This is a genomic window from Pseudomonas sp. BO3-4, assembly GCF_034044115.1.
GTDB classification, from domain to species: domain Bacteria; phylum Pseudomonadota; class Gammaproteobacteria; order Pseudomonadales; family Pseudomonadaceae; genus Aquipseudomonas; species Aquipseudomonas alloputida.
Window position 1 is genome coordinate 719,258 of the sequence record NZ_CP139018.1, and the last position, 16,131, is coordinate 735,388.

The 16,131-nt window shown below is 63.4% G+C and carries 12 protein-coding genes; 9 read left to right on the forward strand and 3 right to left on the reverse strand.

The window, feature by feature from the left end:
- The first annotated feature begins 131 nt into the window (after positions 1 to 131).
- The 8 genes from REH59_RS03330 (at position 132) to REH59_RS03365 (ending at position 8,799) form a co-directional block, all read left to right on the forward strand.
- Entirely contained in the window at positions 132 to 1,403 is a 1,272-nt protein-coding gene (locus REH59_RS03330; protein ID WP_014859428.1) for a cystathionine gamma-synthase family protein, read from the forward strand.
- A 142-nt stretch (positions 1,404 to 1,545) separates the two neighbouring features.
- A complete protein-coding gene (locus tag REH59_RS03335) occupies positions 1,546 to 2,985 on the forward strand; it encodes an amino acid permease (RefSeq protein ID WP_010951918.1) in 1,440 nt (479 codons plus the stop codon).
- 45 nt (positions 2,986 to 3,030) lie between these two features.
- A complete protein-coding gene (locus tag REH59_RS03340; RefSeq protein WP_014859427.1) occupies positions 3,031 to 3,915 on the forward strand; it encodes a LysR substrate-binding domain-containing protein in 885 nt (294 codons plus the stop codon).
- A 24-nt stretch (positions 3,916 to 3,939) separates the two neighbouring features.
- The gene (locus REH59_RS03345; RefSeq protein ID WP_014859426.1) at positions 3,940 to 5,328 is read left to right on the forward strand and encodes a threonine synthase; all 1,389 of its coding nucleotides are present in this window, start codon (positions 3,940 to 3,942) and stop codon (positions 5,326 to 5,328) included.
- Positions 5,325 to 5,762 (forward strand): Lrp/AsnC family transcriptional regulator, encoded by a 438-nt coding sequence (locus tag REH59_RS03350; RefSeq protein ID WP_010951921.1) that lies wholly within the window; start codon positions 5,325 to 5,327, stop codon positions 5,760 to 5,762. The genes REH59_RS03345 and REH59_RS03350 overlap by 4 nt, the downstream gene beginning before the upstream one ends.
- Before the next feature lie 198 nt (positions 5,763 to 5,960).
- A complete protein-coding gene (locus tag REH59_RS03355) occupies positions 5,961 to 7,004 on the forward strand; it encodes a homoserine dehydrogenase (RefSeq protein ID WP_064328550.1) in 1,044 nt (347 codons plus the stop codon).
- 12 nt (positions 7,005 to 7,016) lie between these two features.
- Complete coding sequence (locus REH59_RS03360) at positions 7,017 to 8,435, forward strand: aldehyde dehydrogenase family protein (protein WP_239607031.1); 1,419 nt, start codon at positions 7,017 to 7,019, stop codon at positions 8,433 to 8,435.
- A 46-nt stretch (positions 8,436 to 8,481) separates the two neighbouring features.
- Complete coding sequence (locus tag REH59_RS03365) at positions 8,482 to 8,799, forward strand: RidA family protein (protein ID WP_014755282.1); 318 nt, start codon at positions 8,482 to 8,484, stop codon at positions 8,797 to 8,799.
- 28 nt (positions 8,800 to 8,827) lie between these two features.
- Here REH59_RS03365 and REH59_RS03370 read toward each other — a convergent pair whose 3' ends face one another.
- The 3 genes from REH59_RS03370 to REH59_RS03380 all read right to left on the reverse strand — a co-directional run bounded on the left by REH59_RS03370 (position 8,828) and on the right by REH59_RS03380 (position 15,460).
- Complete coding sequence (locus tag REH59_RS03370; protein ID WP_014859422.1) at positions 8,828 to 9,781, reverse strand: arsenic resistance protein; 954 nt, start codon at positions 9,779 to 9,781, stop codon at positions 8,828 to 8,830.
- A gap of 288 nt (positions 9,782 to 10,069) precedes the next feature.
- Positions 10,070 to 11,323, reverse strand: a complete 1,254-nt coding sequence (gene glyA, locus REH59_RS03375) for a serine hydroxymethyltransferase (RefSeq protein ID WP_003247505.1) — start codon at positions 11,321 to 11,323, stop codon at positions 10,070 to 10,072.
- Between the two features lie 306 nt (positions 11,324 to 11,629).
- Positions 11,630 to 15,460 (reverse strand): sensor domain-containing protein, encoded by a 3,831-nt coding sequence (locus REH59_RS03380; protein WP_014859421.1) that lies wholly within the window; start codon positions 15,458 to 15,460, stop codon positions 11,630 to 11,632.
- 248 nt (positions 15,461 to 15,708) lie between these two features.
- Here REH59_RS03380 and REH59_RS03385 point away from each other — a divergent pair, with 248 nt between their 5' ends.
- A complete protein-coding gene (locus REH59_RS03385; protein WP_004575714.1) occupies positions 15,709 to 16,113 on the forward strand; it encodes a hypothetical protein in 405 nt (134 codons plus the stop codon).
- The last annotated feature ends 18 nt before the right edge of the window (positions 16,114 to 16,131 follow it).

A 16,131-nucleotide genomic window follows, 5' to 3' on the forward strand; every position in this document is an offset into this window, starting at 1 on the left:
CCCGCAGCCATTAAAAAAAACGCCAGTCAGACCCGGATTCCATCGTTTTTCAGGCCTCCGTCATCTCCCTATAGTCCGCTGAAGGCCGATGCTGCATCGGTGTACACAACTCAGCTGGGCGGGAACCGGATATGAACAACAACGAAAAAATCGAGGGCAATGCTGCGGCCGGTGTGGGGACGCGGGTCGTGTGGAGCGGGGAACAGGTACAGCACCCGTACAACGCCACGCAGACCCCGATCGTGGTCAGCGCCGCTTATGGCTACAACGATATCGATGCCTGGTACGACGTGGCGCAGGGCAAGCAGCCGGGCTTCATCTACAGCCGCATGAGCAACCCAACGGTCGCCACGCTGGAAGCAAAACTGGCCGAACTGGAGCAAGCCGAGTCGGCAGTCGCGTTCAGCAGCGGCATGGCGGCCATCAGTGCCGTGCTGCATACCTTCCTGTCCAACGGCAAACGCGTGGTGTCGACCCGCGACAGCTATGGCGGCACCAACAAGATCTTCGAAGAGTTCCTGCCGCGCATGGGGGTGCAAGTGTGCCTGTGCGATACCTTGGACACTGAAGCGCTGGAGCGCGAGATTGCCGCCGGTTGCGACCTGCTGTACCTGGAAACCCCCACCAACCCGACGCTGAAGGTGCTGGACATTCGTCGGCTGAGCGCCGCTGCGCACAAGGTGGGGGCGCTGGTGGTGGCCGACAACACCTTTGCCACGCCACTGAACCAGAACCCGCTGGCGCTGGGCGTTGATGTGGTGGTGCACAGCGCAACCAAGTTTCTGTCCGGGCATGGTGACGTGCTGGGTGGGGTGGTGTGCGGCGCGGAGTCGTTGATGGCCCAGGTGCGGCACTACCGTGAAATCAACGGTGCGGCGCTGGACCCGTTCTCGGCCTACCTGATCATCCGCGGTATCAAGACCCTGGCAGTGCGCCTGCGCCAGCAGCAAGCCAGTGCCATGGCGTTGGCCCTTTACCTGAGCACCGAGCCGCTGGTTGAAGCGGTGAACTACCCAGGTTTGCCGGCACATGCCGGGCATGCCATTGCCAAGGCGCAAATGCGCGGGTTTGGCGCAATCGTCAGCTTCGTGCTGAAGGGCGGCATGCCGACCGTGGCCCGTTTGCTGCCGCGGCTGAAGTATGCCCACCGGGCCGGCAACCTCGGCGCGGTAGAAACCATCTATGGCCCGGCGCGCACCACCAGCCATGTCGAGAACACTTTGGAAGAGCGCCTGGCGCTGGGCATTTCCGAAGGGCTGGTGCGCATTTCAGTGGGCATCGAGGAAACCGATGACCTGCTGGCGGACCTGGCACAGGCCTGTGCATCGGTGCGTGAGGAACTGGCCGTCGCAAAGGAATTGCACGCTGACGCAGACGCCTGCCAGCGCCCGGTGCAGGCCTGAGGCTGGCGCGTAGCACTCACCCGTGCGGTGGGTGCCACTTCATGAAGTCGAACAAAAACAATATGCAAGGCAACTCGATTCGCTCTGCCAAGACGAGGTCGTTGCTACGTCCTTGCCCGCCAACTTTCATGAGTAACCCACAATGTCCGTGCAGACAACCACAACTAGAAATGCCTCGGCGCATACCTTCAAGCAGGATATGCAAACCCGCCACATCGTCATGCTGGCACTGGGCGGTGTGATAGGCACCGGCCTGTTTCTCACGTCGGGCTACACCGTTAACCAGGCCGGCCCGTTGGGCGCGGTTATCGCCTACATACTCGGCGCAATCATGGTGTACCTGGTCATGATGTGCCTGGGCGAGCTGGCGGTACACATGCCGGAAGTCGGCTCGTTCAGCAGTTACGCCACGCGTTACCTCGGCCCGGGCACCGGTTACATGGTGGCCTGGATGTACTGGCTGACCTGGACGGTGGCCATCGGCTCCGAATTCACCGCCGCGGGCATCCTGATGGTGCGCTGGTTCCCCGACACGCCGGTATGGATGTGGAGTGCGCTGTTCGGCGCCGCGGTGTTCATCAGCAATATCATTTCGGTGCGATCGTTCGCCGAAACCGAATTCTGGTTGTCACTGGTCAAGGTGTTGGCCGTCATCGCCTTTCTGGTGGTGGGCGGCGGGGCCATTCTGGGTGGCTTCGAGATCCAGCAGGCGCACAGTGCAGGGCTGGGCAATTTCACCCGTGAAGGGTTGTTCCCCACCGGTTTCTGGTCAATTGCCATGACCCTGCTGGCAGTGGCCTTCGCGTTCTCGGGTACCGAGCTGATCGGCATCGCTGCCGGCGAAACCAAAGACCCGGAAAAGAACGTCCCCAAGGCCATTCGCACCACGGTCCTGCGCCTGGCGCTGTTCTTCATCGGCACCATCTTTGTACTGGCCACCTTGCTGCCGCGTGAACAGGCCGGGGTTATTGAAAGCCCGTTCGTGATGGTCTTTGCGATGATTGGTATCCCGTATGCGGCCGATATCATGAACTTCGTCATCATCACCGCGCTGCTGTCTGCCGCCAACTCCGGCCTCTACGCCGCTTCGCGCATGCTCTGGACCCTTAGCGACCAAGGCAACATGCCCCGCCGTTACGCCACGCTGTCGCGCCGCGGCACCCCCTTCAATGCAATCGTGCTGAGCATGGCTGGCGGCATGGCTTCGCTGTTGAGCAGTGTGTTTGCCCCCGACACCATCTACCTGGCGCTGGTGTCGATTTCAGGGTTGGCCGTGGTGGTGGTGTGGATCAGCATCGCGGCCAGCCAGATCGCATTCCGCCGTCATTACATCGCCAGCGGCGGCAAGCTCGAGGACCTCAAGTTCCGGGTGCGTGGCTACCCGTTCGTACCACTGGGGGCCATTTTCTGCTGCGTACTGGCCTGCGTCGGCATTGCCTTCGACCCTGCTCAGCGTGTTGCCTTGTACTTCGGCTTGCCCTTCATTGCCTGGTGCTACCTGGCCTATTGGCTGACGTGCAAGTACCGCAGCCGCCGTACGGCCCCGCTGGAAATCGTCGCCCCAGGTTCCGAGGCCGCCTGAGCAGGTGATACTAGGCCACCGGAACCTAGCCACGAGAAGCCGCCGATGACTCAGAAAACCTTGCCCCCCCTGAACTGGCTGAGAGCCTTCGAAGTGTCGGCGCGTTACTTGAACTTCACCCATGCGGCAGAAGAGCTGCACCTTACCCAAGGGGCCGTGAGCCAACAGATTCGTCACCTGGAAAGCCAATTGGGTGTGGCGCTGTTCAAGCGCCTGCCGCGCGGGCTGGGGCTGACCGAAGAAGGGCAGTCCTATCTGCCGGTGGTGCAGGACGCCATCAGCCGCCTTGCGGTCGGCACCAATGAAATCTTCGGGCAACGCCAACGTCGGCCCCTGAAAGTTCGGGGCAGCCTGTCGTTCCTGCACTTCTGGCTGGCCCCCCGGCTGGCCGACTTTCGGCGTTCGCACCCGCAGGTGGACATCCGCTACATCAGCAACCTGTGGGTCAAGGAGCTGGATGCCGAAGATGATCTGGAAATCCGCTGGGGCAGCGGGCAGTGGGCCGGGGTAGAGGCGCAGCGCCTGACCCGCGACATGCTGGTGCCGGTGTGCGCACCCGCGCTGCTGGCCGGTTGCCCGCTGCGCGACCCGCGCGACCTGGCCCGTGTGCCGTTGCTGCATGTGCTGGGTTACGAGGAGGGGTGGGGCTACTGGCTGGAGCGGGTCGGCGCCGATCAGGTCGACTCTTCCAGTGGCCTGCAGTTCGACACGCTGGTGTCGACCCTGCGCATGGCGGAGCTGGGGCTCGGGGTGGCGCTGGCACGCTCGTCGCTGGTCGAGGACCTGCTGCAGGAGGGGCGGCTGGTCGCTCCCTTTGCCCAGCGTATCGAGGCAAGCGAGTCGTTTTTCCTGGTACGCGGCCTGGGTGAAGCGTTGTCCCCCGATGCCCAGGCGTTCAGCCATTGGCTGGTGGCCATGGCGCATCGTTAATTTACGTAGCTATCTGGAGCACCGATGCAGTACACATCCACGCGCGGCAACGAGACACGGGTCGATTTCCGCACGGCATTGCTTTCTGGCCTGGCCGACGATGGCGGGCTTTATGTGCCCACCTCGGTGCCGGTGTTCAGCCCACAGGAAATTGCCAGCTGGTCGTGGTTGCCCTTCGACGAACTGGCCTGGCGGGTAATGGCACCGTTTGTCGGCGATACCCTCGACGAGCCTACGCTCAGGGCGCTGGTCAGCGACAGCTATCGCGGGTTCCGCCACCGCGGCATTGCGCCGTTGCAGCAGCTTGGCCATAACGAATGGATCCTGCAGCTTTTCCATGGCCCTACCCGGTCCTCCAAGGACTTTGCCGCGCAGTTGCAGGCGCGCTTTGTCCGGCACTTTCTGGGGGCGGAGTGCGAGCGGGTCATGCTGGTCGGTGCCAGCAACGGCGATACCGCAGTAGCGGCTATCGAAGCGCTGCGGCATTGCCCTGCAGCAGGCTTGCTGGCGCTATACCCGAGCGCAGGCACGCCCGCCGACCGCGCGGCAGTGATGCGCAGTGCCGCGTCCGACAGCGTGAGCTGCGTGGCCGTGGATGGCAGTTTTGACGATTGCCAGTCGCTGGTGTCGGCGCTGCTGCGTGACTGGCCTTGCCCCGGGCTGATTCCGGTCAGCTTCAACTCCACCAACTGGGTCGGTGTGCTGGCGCAGATCGTGTTCTATTTCCATGCGGCGCTGCAGCTCGGTGGCGGGATACGCCCGGTCGGGTTCAGCATCCCCACGGCCAGTTTTGCCGAGATCTACGCGGGGTTCATTGCCCAGAAAATGGGCCTGCCGATCAACCAGATCATCGTCTCCACCAACCGCAACGATGCCCTGCACCGGTTCATCCACTGCAACCGCTACAGCCGTGGCTCCACCAGCCAGACCTTGTCACCGGTCATGGACTTTTCGCTGTTCTCCAACCTGGAGCGCTTCGTCTGGGAACTGTATGACCGCGATGGCGGGGCAACCCGGGCACTGATGGAGCACTTCGAGGCGTGTGGCGAGCTGAGCATCGGCAACCGCCAGTGGTTGCATGCGCGCATGCTGTTCGACTCCTATGCCGTGGACGACGTGCTGATTCGCGAAGAAATTGTCACCCTGTTCCACGAAACGGGCAGCGCAGTAGACCCTCATGCCGCGACAGGGGTATTCGCCGGGCGCCTGCACCGGCGCAACATCGGTGCGCCCATCGTCACGCTGGGGCAGTTTGCCCCCGAAAAGTCTGCCGGGCTGCTGGCGGAGCTGGGGGCCTGGCACGGTGAGGTGCCCGCCGGTGCGGTCGGCACAGCGGGCGATGGGCCGCTGTTGGCACCTGACGACCTGGCCGGTGTTCATGCCTTGTTGGCCCGGTTGCAGGCTGGGCGATGAAGCGCATCCTCGACCCCCTGGACGAGCGCATTCTCGCCGAGCTCACCGCCAATGCGCGTATTGCCCACGCCGAGTTGGGGTTGAAGGTGAACCTGTCGCGCAATGCGGTACGCCAGCGCATCGAGCGGCTGGAGCGCGACGGCGCCATTCAGGGTTATACCCTGCGCATCGGTGAGGGCAGACGGCCGGCGTCGTTGATCAACGCGGTGATCTTCGTCTACCGCTATGACCGCATGCGCGGTGAGGCGGTACTCGATGCGCTGCGCCAGATCCCCGAGGTAATCCAGTGTGAAGTGCTCAGCGGCGAGTTCGACTTGATGTTGCGCGTCGAGGCCTCCAGCCCGGAGCGGGTGCACCATGTGTGGAAGGAAATCGCTGCCATGCCCGGGGTGGAGAACACGGTGACATCGTTCGTCCTGGCCGCGGTGGTCTGAACTGCGTCTTTGCATTGGCTAGCACAACGCCGCCTGGGTTCGCGCCCAGGCGGCGTTGTGCGTTTTGCCCCGGCGCAGGTGCGCGCTTTGCACTGGCCAGATTGGCCAATAAATACAGCGGATTGCCATATTCAACTGGCAGTGCACGGCTCTTACGCTAGTCCTCATCGACCCACTGCCTGGACAGGACAGCAAACCATGACCGAATACAAAATTGCACTCGTTGGCTTTGGTGGCGTTAACCGCGCGCTTGCCCAACTGATCGCCGAACGCAATGCGCGCTGGCAGCACGAGTTGGGCTTTGGCCTGAAAATCGTTGGTGTCACCGACTTGTTCCTGGGGTCGGTGATCGACCGCGACGGCCTGGATGCCGCCATGCTGGCCGCGCTGCCGGCCCAGAAGGGCGCGCTGGCGCAAATCCCTCAAGGTTCGGCCGAGGCGTTCAATGAGGCGGTGATCAAGCAATCAGGCGCCGACATCATCGCCGAGGCCACATTCACCAACCCCAAGGACGGTGAGCCGGCGGCAACCTTCTGCCGCTGGGCGCTGGAGGCGGGCAAGCACGTGGTCACCACCAACAAGGGGCCGATTGCCTTGCATGCCCAGGCGCTCAAGGCCTTGGCCAAGGCCAACAATGTGTCGTTCGAATACGAAGGCGCCGTGATGAGCGGCACACCGGTGCTGCGCATGGCGCGCCAGACCCTGGCGGGCGCGGGCCTGGTAGGTTTCGAGGGCATTCTCAACGGTACCTCGAACTATGTGCTTACGCGCATGGAGGAAGGCCTTGGCTTCAACGAGGCGGTGGCCCAGGCACAAGCACTTGGCTTTGCCGAGGCTGACCCGACCGCCGATGTGGAAGGCCATGACGTACGCCTGAAGGTGGTGATCCTCGCCAATGAGTTGCTCGGCGCCTGTCTGCAGGTGGGTGATGTGGCCTGCAGCGGTATCAGTGCCATCGACAGCGCGGCTATCGAGCGGGCACAGGCGGCGGGCGAGCGCTGGAAGCTGATCGGCAGCGCCCGCCGTGAAGCTGATGGCTCGGTGCGTGCCAGCGTCGAAGCGAAGCTGTTGCCTGGCCATCACCCCTTGGCGGGTATTTCAGGCGCCACCAATGCGCTGGCGTTCGACACCGAGTTGCTGGGGGCTGTAACCGTGTCCGGCCCGGGTGCGGGGCGCATTGAAACGGCTTTTGCCCTGCTGTCGGACATTGTCGCCATTCACACCGCCGGCCATTCGGCCTGAGGAGCAACGTTCATGAGCCTGACTTCCGTATCGCGGGCGCTTGTTCAGCAACCCGCCTTGATCGATGTGTACAACCCCTTCGATGGCAGCCTGGTTGGCAGCGTCGACAACCTCGGTGCAGAAGCGGTGCCTGCCTTGCTCGCCCGTGCCCGTCAGGGGGGGCGTGAAAGTGCGGCGCTGCCCCGGCACCGCCGGGCCGCTATTCTGGAGCACGCCGCTCAGCTCATTGAACGGGATGCGGCAGACTTTGCCGGCCTGATCGTCGATGAAGCGGGCAAGACCCTGCGCCAGGCCGAAAAAGAGGTCAAACGCTGCATCAACACGCTCAAGCTGTCTGCCGAAGAGGCGCGGCGCAACGCCGGTGAGGTGGTGCCTTTCGATGCCTATGAAGGCTCCGAATCGCGTCAGGGCTGGTTCACCCGCGAGCCGTTGGGGTTGATCCTGGCCATTACCCCGTACAACGACCCGCTCAACCTGGTGGCGCACAAGCTGGGGCCAGCACTTGCAGGGGGCAATGCGGTCATTCTGAAACCCTCGGAGTTGGCCCCTCTTTCTGCCCTGAAACTGGTGCAGTACCTGGTGGAGGCAGGGTTGCCGGAGGCCGTCGTCACCGTAGCCACAGGGGGCGCCGAACTGGGCAAGGCGCTGGTGGCTGTGCGTGAGGTGCGCATGGTTTCCTTTACGGGCGGTTTCGCGACGGGCGAACAGATTGCGCACGGGGCTGGCTTGAAAAAACTTGCCATGGACCTTGGCGGCAACGCCCCGGTGCTGGTGCTCAAGGACTGCGACCTTGAAGCCACGGTCGAGTCGTGTGTGTCGGGCGCGTTCTGGGCCGCCGGGCAGAACTGCATCGGCACCCAGCGCATTCTCGTGGATGCCTCGATCTACGAGGCGTTTCGTGCACGCTTTGTGGCATTGACCCAGGCGATGGTCTGGGGCGATCCGGGCCGGCGCGAAACCGATATGGGGCCGATGATCACCGAAGCGGCTGCACGGCAGATCGAAGCACGCGTCAACCAGGCGCTTGAGGGCGGTGCCCGCCTGCTCTGCGGCCACCAGCGTCAGGGGGCGGTCTATGCGCCGACAGTGCTCGAAAGCGTTGACCCCGTCAGCCGGCTGTGGCTCGAGGAGGTTTTTGCACCGGTGGTGATGCTGGCGCCCTTCGAGACTGTCGAGCAGGCGATAGCGCTGGCCAATGCCCCGGAGTACAGCTTGCATGCCGGTGTGTTCACCCGCGACCTGTCGCTGGCGTTGAGCCTGGCCCGGCGTATCGAGGCCGGCGGTGTAATGATCAACGACTCTTCCGACTACCGCTTCGATGCCATGCCATTTGGTGGTGCCAAGTATGGGAGTCTTGGGCGTGAGGGGGTGCGGTTCGCCTACGAGGACATGACCCAACCCAAAGTCGTCTGCTTCAACCAGATGGGTTGAGGGGGAGGGTACCTCAATGATCACTCGCTACGGATCAAGCGCGCGGATGTCACTGGCGGTCAGTTACAGGGGCCTGTTTGAAACGGCAGGCATCGTGGCGGATGACCTGCAACAGGATGTGCAGGGGCAGTTGCGTCAGGCGCTGAGCGTGATCGACGGCCTGATGGTGCAAGCCAACGTCGGCAAGGCGCAGCTGACGCGGGTTCAGATGTGGCTTGCCGACTACCGCCACTTCGACCTGGTCAACGAAGTGTACGACGCCTGGTTGCAAGGCTGTGCAAAACCGGTGCGGGCCTGCGTGGGCGCCGCCCTGGGGGATGGCTACCTGGTAGAGGTGCAGGTGTTTGCTGTGTGCCCAGAATAGCCCTTTTCTCTATGACGAGTACCACGGGTCAACGCACAAACCGTGGTACCGCCCGTACATAGATCAGTTCGCTCACCAGCTCTACCAGGGTTTGCGTGATCACGGCTGCCGCCGCCAACCCGCGCATCTCTTCTGGCAACGCCAGCGCCAGCGGCAGCACCACCAGCGAGTTACGCGTGGCTGCGCTGAACGTCACCGAGCGTGCCTCGCTGGCCGGCAGGCGCAGCAGGCGCGCACAGATGAAGCCGAGCACCGGCGCCAGCAGCATGAAGCCGATGTATACCGGAATCACCGGCAGCAAACGGTCGAAATCACGCAGTACCACGACAATCTGCGAAGCGATCACCACCGTCAGCACCAAGGCCATCGCCGGCACCGGCAACCACGCCCAGGCGTCGTTCCACGTCGCGACTGCGCGCGAGCGCCGGGCACCGGCGCTGGTGAGCACCGCGAGGGCCATCGGCAACACGATCAACAGCGCGAAGGCTTCCACGAACGGGGTGATGGAAATTGCCACCTGGCTGCTGCCACCCAGCATCAGGGCCAGGTACACCGGCAGCAGCACCAGTTGCGCCAGCAATAACAGGGGGGTTGCGGCCAGTGTCAGGCGTGAGTCGCCTTTGCCAATGTGGGTGAACACCACCACGTAGTCGATGCAGGGCGTAAGCAGCACCAGCAAGGCCCCGACGAGGATCGCCGGGTGTTCCACCAGCCCGCGGGTGATGGCCCAGACAAGCAGCGGAACGAGCATGAAATTGGCCAGTAGCAGGGCCGTGATGAAGCGGCGGTTACCCAGGCCCTGGCGCAGGTCGAGGAAGGGTATTTGCAGGAACATCGCGTACATCAACACGGCGATGGCGGGAGTGATCAGGGCTTCCAGATGCCGTGCGCTGTGGCTGGCCATCAAGCCGAAGGCAACGGCTGCGAGCACGGCAGCGAAGTAGATCGGGATCTGGTGGGTCTCGAGTTGTTCTCTGGTCAAGGTGTGGCCTGTGCGGTGATCAACTGGGGACGCGGTCTTTGTGGGAGCGGCCTTGCGTCGCGATAGGGCCGCAAAGCGGCCCCTGCAATCTATGCATGATGCCGCGATCCTGGGGCCGCTGCGCGGCCCTATCGCGACGCAAGGCCGCTCCCACAGGGATCGCGCCAGCTTTTACAAATTGAGCAAGACAGTTGCTCCTCCAAAGAGCAGCAGTGCGTGTGAAACAAACGAAATCAAACGAAAAAGCCCGGCACTGGGCCGGGCTTTTTCACTTCAGGCAAGCGCCAATCAGTTGCCGTAAACCGGCAGCTTCTTGCAGATGGCCTTGACCTTCTCACGGACAGCGTCGATCACCGCTTCGTTGTTCAGGTCGGCCAGGATGTCGCAGATCCAGCCGGCCAGTTCCTTGCACTCGGCTTCCTTGAAACCACGGGTGGTCACGGCTGGGGTGCCGAAACGCAGGCCCGAGGTGACGAACGGCGAACGCGGGTCGTTCGGTACCGAGTTCTTGTTTACGGTGATGAAAGCTTTGCCCAGTGCGGCGTCAGCATCCTTACCGGAGATTTCCTGCTTGATCAGCGACAGCAGGAACAGGTGGTTCTGGGTGCCACCGGAAACCACGTCGAAACCGCGCTCGATGAACACGCTGGCCATGGCCTGGGCGTTCTTCACGACCTGCTGCTGGTAAGCCTTGAACTCTGGCTGCAGGGCTTCCTTGAAGCAGATGGCCTTGGCCGCGATGACGTGCTCCAGCGGGCCGCCCTGGGCGCCCGGGAAGACGGCGGAGTTCAGCTTCTTCTCGATGTCGGCGTTGGCACGGGCCAGGATCAGGCCGCCGCGCGGGCCGCGCAGGGTCTTGTGGGTGGTGGTGGTGACCACGTCGGCGAACGGAACAGGGTTCGGGTACACGCCAGCGGCAACCAGGCCGGCAACGTGGGCCATGTCGACGAACAGGTAGGCACCGACCTTGTCGGCGATGGCGCGGAAGCGGGCGAAGTCCAGAACCTGCGAGTAGGCCGAGAAGCCGGCAACGATCATCTTGGGCTTGTGCTCGACAGCCAGGCGCTCGACTTCGTCGTAGTCGATCAGGCCGTTGCCGTCGATGCCGTACTGGATGGCGTTGTACAGCTTGCCCGAGGAGCTTACCGAAGCACCGTGGGTCAGGTGGCCACCGTGGGCCAGGCTCATGCCCAGGATGGTGTCACCGGCCGACAGCAGGGCCAGGTAGACGGCAGCGTTGGCCTGGGAGCCAGCGTGCGGCTGTACGTTGGCGTAGTCGGCGCCGAACAGCTCCTTGGCACGGTCGATGGCCAGTTGCTCGACGACGTCGACGTACTCGCAACCGCCGTAGTAGCGCTTGCCTGGGTAGCCTTCGGCGTACTTGTTGGTCAGGACCGAGCCCTGGGCTTCCATGACTGCCGGGCTGGTGTAGTTTTCCGAAGCGATCAGCTCGATATGCTCTTCCTGGCGCAGAGCTTCTTGCTGCATGGCTTCGAAGAGCTCGGCGTCGTACTTGGCAATGGTCAAATCACGGCTGAACATGGCGGTCCTCAAGGATCGGGGTAATTTGGGTGTGCATTCTAACCGATTGATTCGCGGCTGGCATATGAAGTGGCGTCAAGTCGCAGACCAATGGGCTTCATCTTGCATCCCGCGCCGTTTCTGGGCTGGGCGGGGGCGGGAGTTGACCTGGAAGTCCGCTTTTTATGCAGGATTGTGTCGCGACATCGTACTTGTAGGAGCGGGTTTACCCGCGAAGAAGCCGGCGCGGTGGATGGCACCGGCTTTGCCGGTGTTCGCGGGTAAACCCGCTCCTACGGGGGACCTTGTGAACAGGCAGCGTGCGGGTCAATGGAACATGAACAAGGTCTCGTTGGAGAATTGCGCCTCGAACTGATGCGCCGGCATCGGTCGCCCGAACAGATAGCCCTGCACCTCGTCGCAACCATGCTCGCGCAGAAACTCCAGCTGTTCGTGGGTTTCCACGCCCTCGGCGATGACTGCCAGGTTGAGGCTGTGGGCCATGGCGATGATCGCCCGGGCAATCTGCGCGTCCTGCTCGCCTTCGGGCAGGCCGTCGACGAAGGTCCGGTCGATCTTCAGGACGTCGATGGGGAACTGCTTGAGGTAGTTGAGCGACGAGTAGCCGGTGCCGAAGTCGTCTACCGCAATGCTCAGGCCAAGGTTCTTCAGGCCGGCAAGAATCTGCAGCGCCTCGTTCACCTCACGCATCAGGATACTTTCGGTCAACTCCAGTTCCAGGCACGCCGGCGGCAGGCCGCTTTCTTCCAGGATGTTGGCAATCCGCGTGCCCAGTTGGCCGTCGGAGAACTGCCGCGCCGAAATATTCACCGACACTTTCGGCACCCGCACCTTGGCCTTGTGCCAGGCCTTGAGCTGGCGGCTGGCCTCGCGCAGCACCCAGTCGCCCACGTCCACCACCAGGCCCAGTTCTTCGATCACCGGGATGAAGTCACCCGGCGGCACCAGGCCACGGGTCGGGTGACGCCAGCGCAGCAGCGCTTCGGCGCCCGTCAGGCGCTTGCCGTCGCCGCTGAACTGCGGCTGGTAATAGAGGATGAATTCGTTCTGCTCCATGGCATGGCGCAGGTCGCTTTCCAGCTCCAGGCGCTCCAGGGCGCTGGCGTTCATTTCGGCCTGGTAGAACTGGAAGTTGTTCTTGCCGCGCTCCTTGGCGTGGTACATGGCGGTGTCGGCGTTCTTCATCAGTTGGCTCAGCTCACTGCCATCCTGCGGGCTGAGGGCGATGCCGATGCTGGCGGTGACGAAGAACTCGCGGTTTTCCAGCACGAACGGCCGCACCAGGCTGCCGAGGATGTTCTCGGCCACGTGGATGGCGCGGTTCAGGGCCATTTCGCGGGTGGGGCGCGGTTGCAGCAGCAGGGTGAACTCGTCGCCGCCCATGCGTGCCACCGTGTCGTCGTCATCCACGCAGGCCAGCAGGCGCAGGGCCATGTCCTTGAGCATGCGGTCGCCGGCCGCATGGCCGAGGGAGTCGTTGATCGGTTTGAAGCGGTCGAGGTCGAGGAACATCAGCACCACCCAGGCCTTCTGCCGCTCGGCCTGTTGCAGGGCATTGTACAAACGGTCCTGGAACAGTGTGCGGTTGGGCAGGTGGGTAAGGGCGTCGTAGTAGGCCAGGCGGTGGATGCGCTGTTCGCTGGCCTTGCGTTCGCTGATGTCGGTGAAGAAGCACACGTAGCTGGCCAGGTCGCCTTCGTCGTCCAGTACCGCGGTGATGCCGACCCAGGCCGGGTAATGGTCGCCGTCACGGCGCTTGAGCCACACTTCACCTTCCCAGCTGCCGCGCTGGTGCAGTTGCTTGACCACATAGCGCAGGTGGCCTTCCTGCTGTTCATCGACAGTGAGCATGCCCGGCAATTGGTCGAGCACTTCACTGACGGCGTAACCGCTGACGCGGCTGAACGCCTCGTTGGCCTGAACGATATAGCCGGCCGGGTCGGTGATGAGGATCGCCGACGTGGAATGTTCGAATACGGTCGCGGCCATGCGCAGGTCTTTTTCGGCACGACGTTGCTGGCTGATGTCGCGGCCCACCCCGAGTACGCCTTCGAAGCGCTGGTCATCGTCCCACACCAGCACCAGGCGCAGCTCGATCGGGATCTTGCGGCCATCGGCACGCAGGCAGTCGAACAGGAACAGCTGGGTGGGTAACTGGCTGCACAGTTGCGCCATCTGCGCCGGATCGCCCATGGCCTTGCTGACACGCTCCATCAGGCTGTAGATGCCAGTGAGCTGGGCCGGGTTGGCGACGATCGACTGCCAGCCGTTGGCGAAGATCCAGTCGGCCTGGTAGCCCAGCACGCTCTGTACCGAGGGGCTGACATAATTGAGCTTGAGCTGGTTGTCGGTGGAAAAGATCACGTCGCTGATGCTTTCGGCGAGCATGCGGTAGCGTTGCTCGCTGTCACGTAGCGACTGGCTGGCCTCGATCTGAACGGTCACATCCTTGCCCACACCGATGATGCGCGTCACCAGGCCTTCGGCGTTGCGGGTCAGCACTTGCTCGCGGATGTCGTAGCAGCGCCAGCTTCCGTCGCGGTGGCGGAAGCGCAGCTGGCAGTGCAGCGGTTGGTCATGACCGCTGTCGCGCTGTTGCTGGCGCAGTGCCTGGTAGTGTGCGGCGTCCTCGGGGTGCAGCAGCAGCTCCCAGAAGCGGTCGCCCATCTGTGCCAGCTCGGTGCGGTCGTAGCCCAGGGTCTGGCCGAGGTGGCGGTTGCTGAAGATCATCCGCTGGCTGGGCACATCCTGCACATACAACTGGTCGGGTACGGTGCGTACCACGTCCGACCAGAAGCTTTCGCGTTCCAGTAGCGACAGCTCCACCTGTTTGCGGCTGGTGATATCGCTGATGCTGAGGATCACCGCCTGGTGATCACGACGCTGCAGCGGCAGGCGGGCCATCAGCCAAAGGTGCAGCTCGTCGCCCTGCGGTGTCGGCAAGCGCACTTCCAGCTCCAGCAACGGGCGTTGTTCGATCAGTGCGTCGATCAGTTGCATGCCGACGCTGTCTCGGCTGTCGCCAGTGCCATCGATCAGCCGCTGCCAGGCACCTTCGTGGCAGTCGATGTTCAGCAGCTGGCGCGCCACTTGGTTGACCTCGGTGATCTTCAGCTCCAGCAGCAGCGAGCGGCGCAGGTTCGGGTCCAGCGCCAGGCTGTGCTTGAGGGCGGCCCGGTTACGCAGGTGGTAGCGATCGAGCTGGCCGGGCAGGCTGGACAGGTCGAGCACGCACAGGGCAACGCCGGTGCCTTCAAAAATTTCCTGATAACGCCGGCGGTCTTCCTGCAGCGCCCGCTGGCGGCGACGCATGTTGATCAGCGCCAGCACCGGCAGCAGGGCGCAGAACAGCACCAGCAGGCACTTGCCTAACAGCGCCGGCAATAATTTTTGCTGGGCCAGTTTGGCGTCGAACAGACCGCGTAGCTGCCAGGTGCTGTTTTCGATAAAGGCCAGCATCACGCTTTGCAGCGGCTCGTCGCTGGTGTCGGCTGCGGCATGGCGCTGCAGCACCTCGCCGCTGCGGCTGTTTTCCAGCAGCCACTGCGGGTGGCCACTGCCCTCGAGGTGGAGGGTGAGCTCGCGGTAATAGTCCGGTGACAGGCGCAGTAGCCAGTAGCCGCTACCCTGTGAGGCATCCTGGCGCAGCAACAGGTACAGGATGTGGTTGTCGGCCGAATTGGTGAAGAAGTACGGGCGTCCCTGGCTCAGCACGAGCAACTCGTCAAGCGACTGGCGGTCGGGGCTGCCGGCCAGGCTGTCGGCACGTAGCTGCCCGGTGTTGTCCAGCCAGGCCACGCTCTGCAGGGCGGGGAGGCGCTCGCGCAGGGTACCGAGCAGGCTGGGCACGGCGGCAGGTGTTGGTGCATCAAGGTAGGGTTGCACCACGTTCACGGCCTGTTGCGCCTTGAGCGCCATGTTCAGGCTCAGGTGGTCGGCCAGTTCCGCGGAGGCGTCCAGGCTCTGTTTGCGTAATTCGGCCTGGGTATGATTGAACTGGGCGAACAGCTGCCACAGCAGCAGGCCCAGCAGGATCAGGGCCAGCAGCGCCAGCGCACCCTTGATCGACCCGCGCAGGATAGTTGCGGGTGCTTGTGGGGCGGAACGCAATGACGACGGATGAGTAAGGTTGGTCAAGCGTTGATCCTGCGATTGGGCTGGCGATGGCAGGGAATGATCGTGCACGGAGCGTGCCGGCGCCGGGCTTGCGCACCGCGGTGGCGCACTATAAGGCCGGACACCCGAAACCGGCTAGCATGCCTCGGATTATGGCGAAGTGCCAGCCATGTTGACCGGTGGTGGCTGCCCGGTGGTTCGGCAAGCCCCTGTAACCTGTGCGAGAATAGCGCCCGCTATACATGACAACGCATCGGAGATGTTCGCTTTTGGTTACTCACTTTTCCTCCAATGGCCTCGATTCCGCCTGCGGGCGCAGCAGTCAGACCCTTGTCAGTACTGCCGTGACCGAGGACGTATCCTGCAAGTCTTGCCAGCGTTCGCTGGGCAAACCCGAGGCGGCCGCTGCCGCCAAAAGCAAGGCCCCATCGCTGGCTGAACTGCGCAAGACCGCCAAGGTGGCAGCAGAGCCGGCTGTTGCAGTACCGGCGGTCAAGCCGGCAGCCAAGGTGGTCAGCACTGCGCCTGCACCTGGCAAACCGGCCAAGGCGGCCGAGCAGCACCCTGCCCGCAGCGGCGGCTTCAGCGTGAAGTCCGCCTGGGCCGCACGCCTGGCCGAGCAGGGCGACCGTTGCCGCTTGCCGCGGGGCAAGGCCAAACAGCGTCACGTCTGAGCCTCTTCGGCTGCTGTG

Excerpts from the sequence above, each read along its gene's own strand:
- REH59_RS03330 (WP_014859428.1), top strand. The coding sequence starts at position 132 with ATGAACAACAACGAAAAAATCGAGGGCAATGCTGCGGCCGGTGTGGGG.
- REH59_RS03335 (WP_010951918.1), top strand. The coding sequence starts at position 1,546 with ATGTCCGTGCAGACAACCACAACTAGAAATGCCTCGGCGCATACCTTC.
- REH59_RS03340 (WP_014859427.1), top strand. The coding sequence starts at position 3,031 with ATGACTCAGAAAACCTTGCCCCCCCTGAACTGGCTGAGAGCCTTCGAA.
- REH59_RS03345 (WP_014859426.1), top strand. The coding sequence starts at position 3,940 with ATGCAGTACACATCCACGCGCGGCAACGAGACACGGGTCGATTTCCGC.
- REH59_RS03350 (WP_010951921.1), top strand. The coding sequence starts at position 5,325 with ATGAAGCGCATCCTCGACCCCCTGGACGAGCGCATTCTCGCCGAGCTC.
- REH59_RS03355 (WP_064328550.1), top strand. The coding sequence starts at position 5,961 with ATGACCGAATACAAAATTGCACTCGTTGGCTTTGGTGGCGTTAACCGC.
- REH59_RS03360 (WP_239607031.1), top strand. The coding sequence starts at position 7,017 with ATGAGCCTGACTTCCGTATCGCGGGCGCTTGTTCAGCAACCCGCCTTG.
- REH59_RS03365 (WP_014755282.1), top strand. The coding sequence starts at position 8,482 with ATGTCACTGGCGGTCAGTTACAGGGGCCTGTTTGAAACGGCAGGCATC.
- glyA (WP_003247505.1), bottom strand. The coding sequence starts at position 11,323 with ATGTTCAGCCGTGATTTGACCATTGCCAAGTACGACGCCGAGCTCTTC.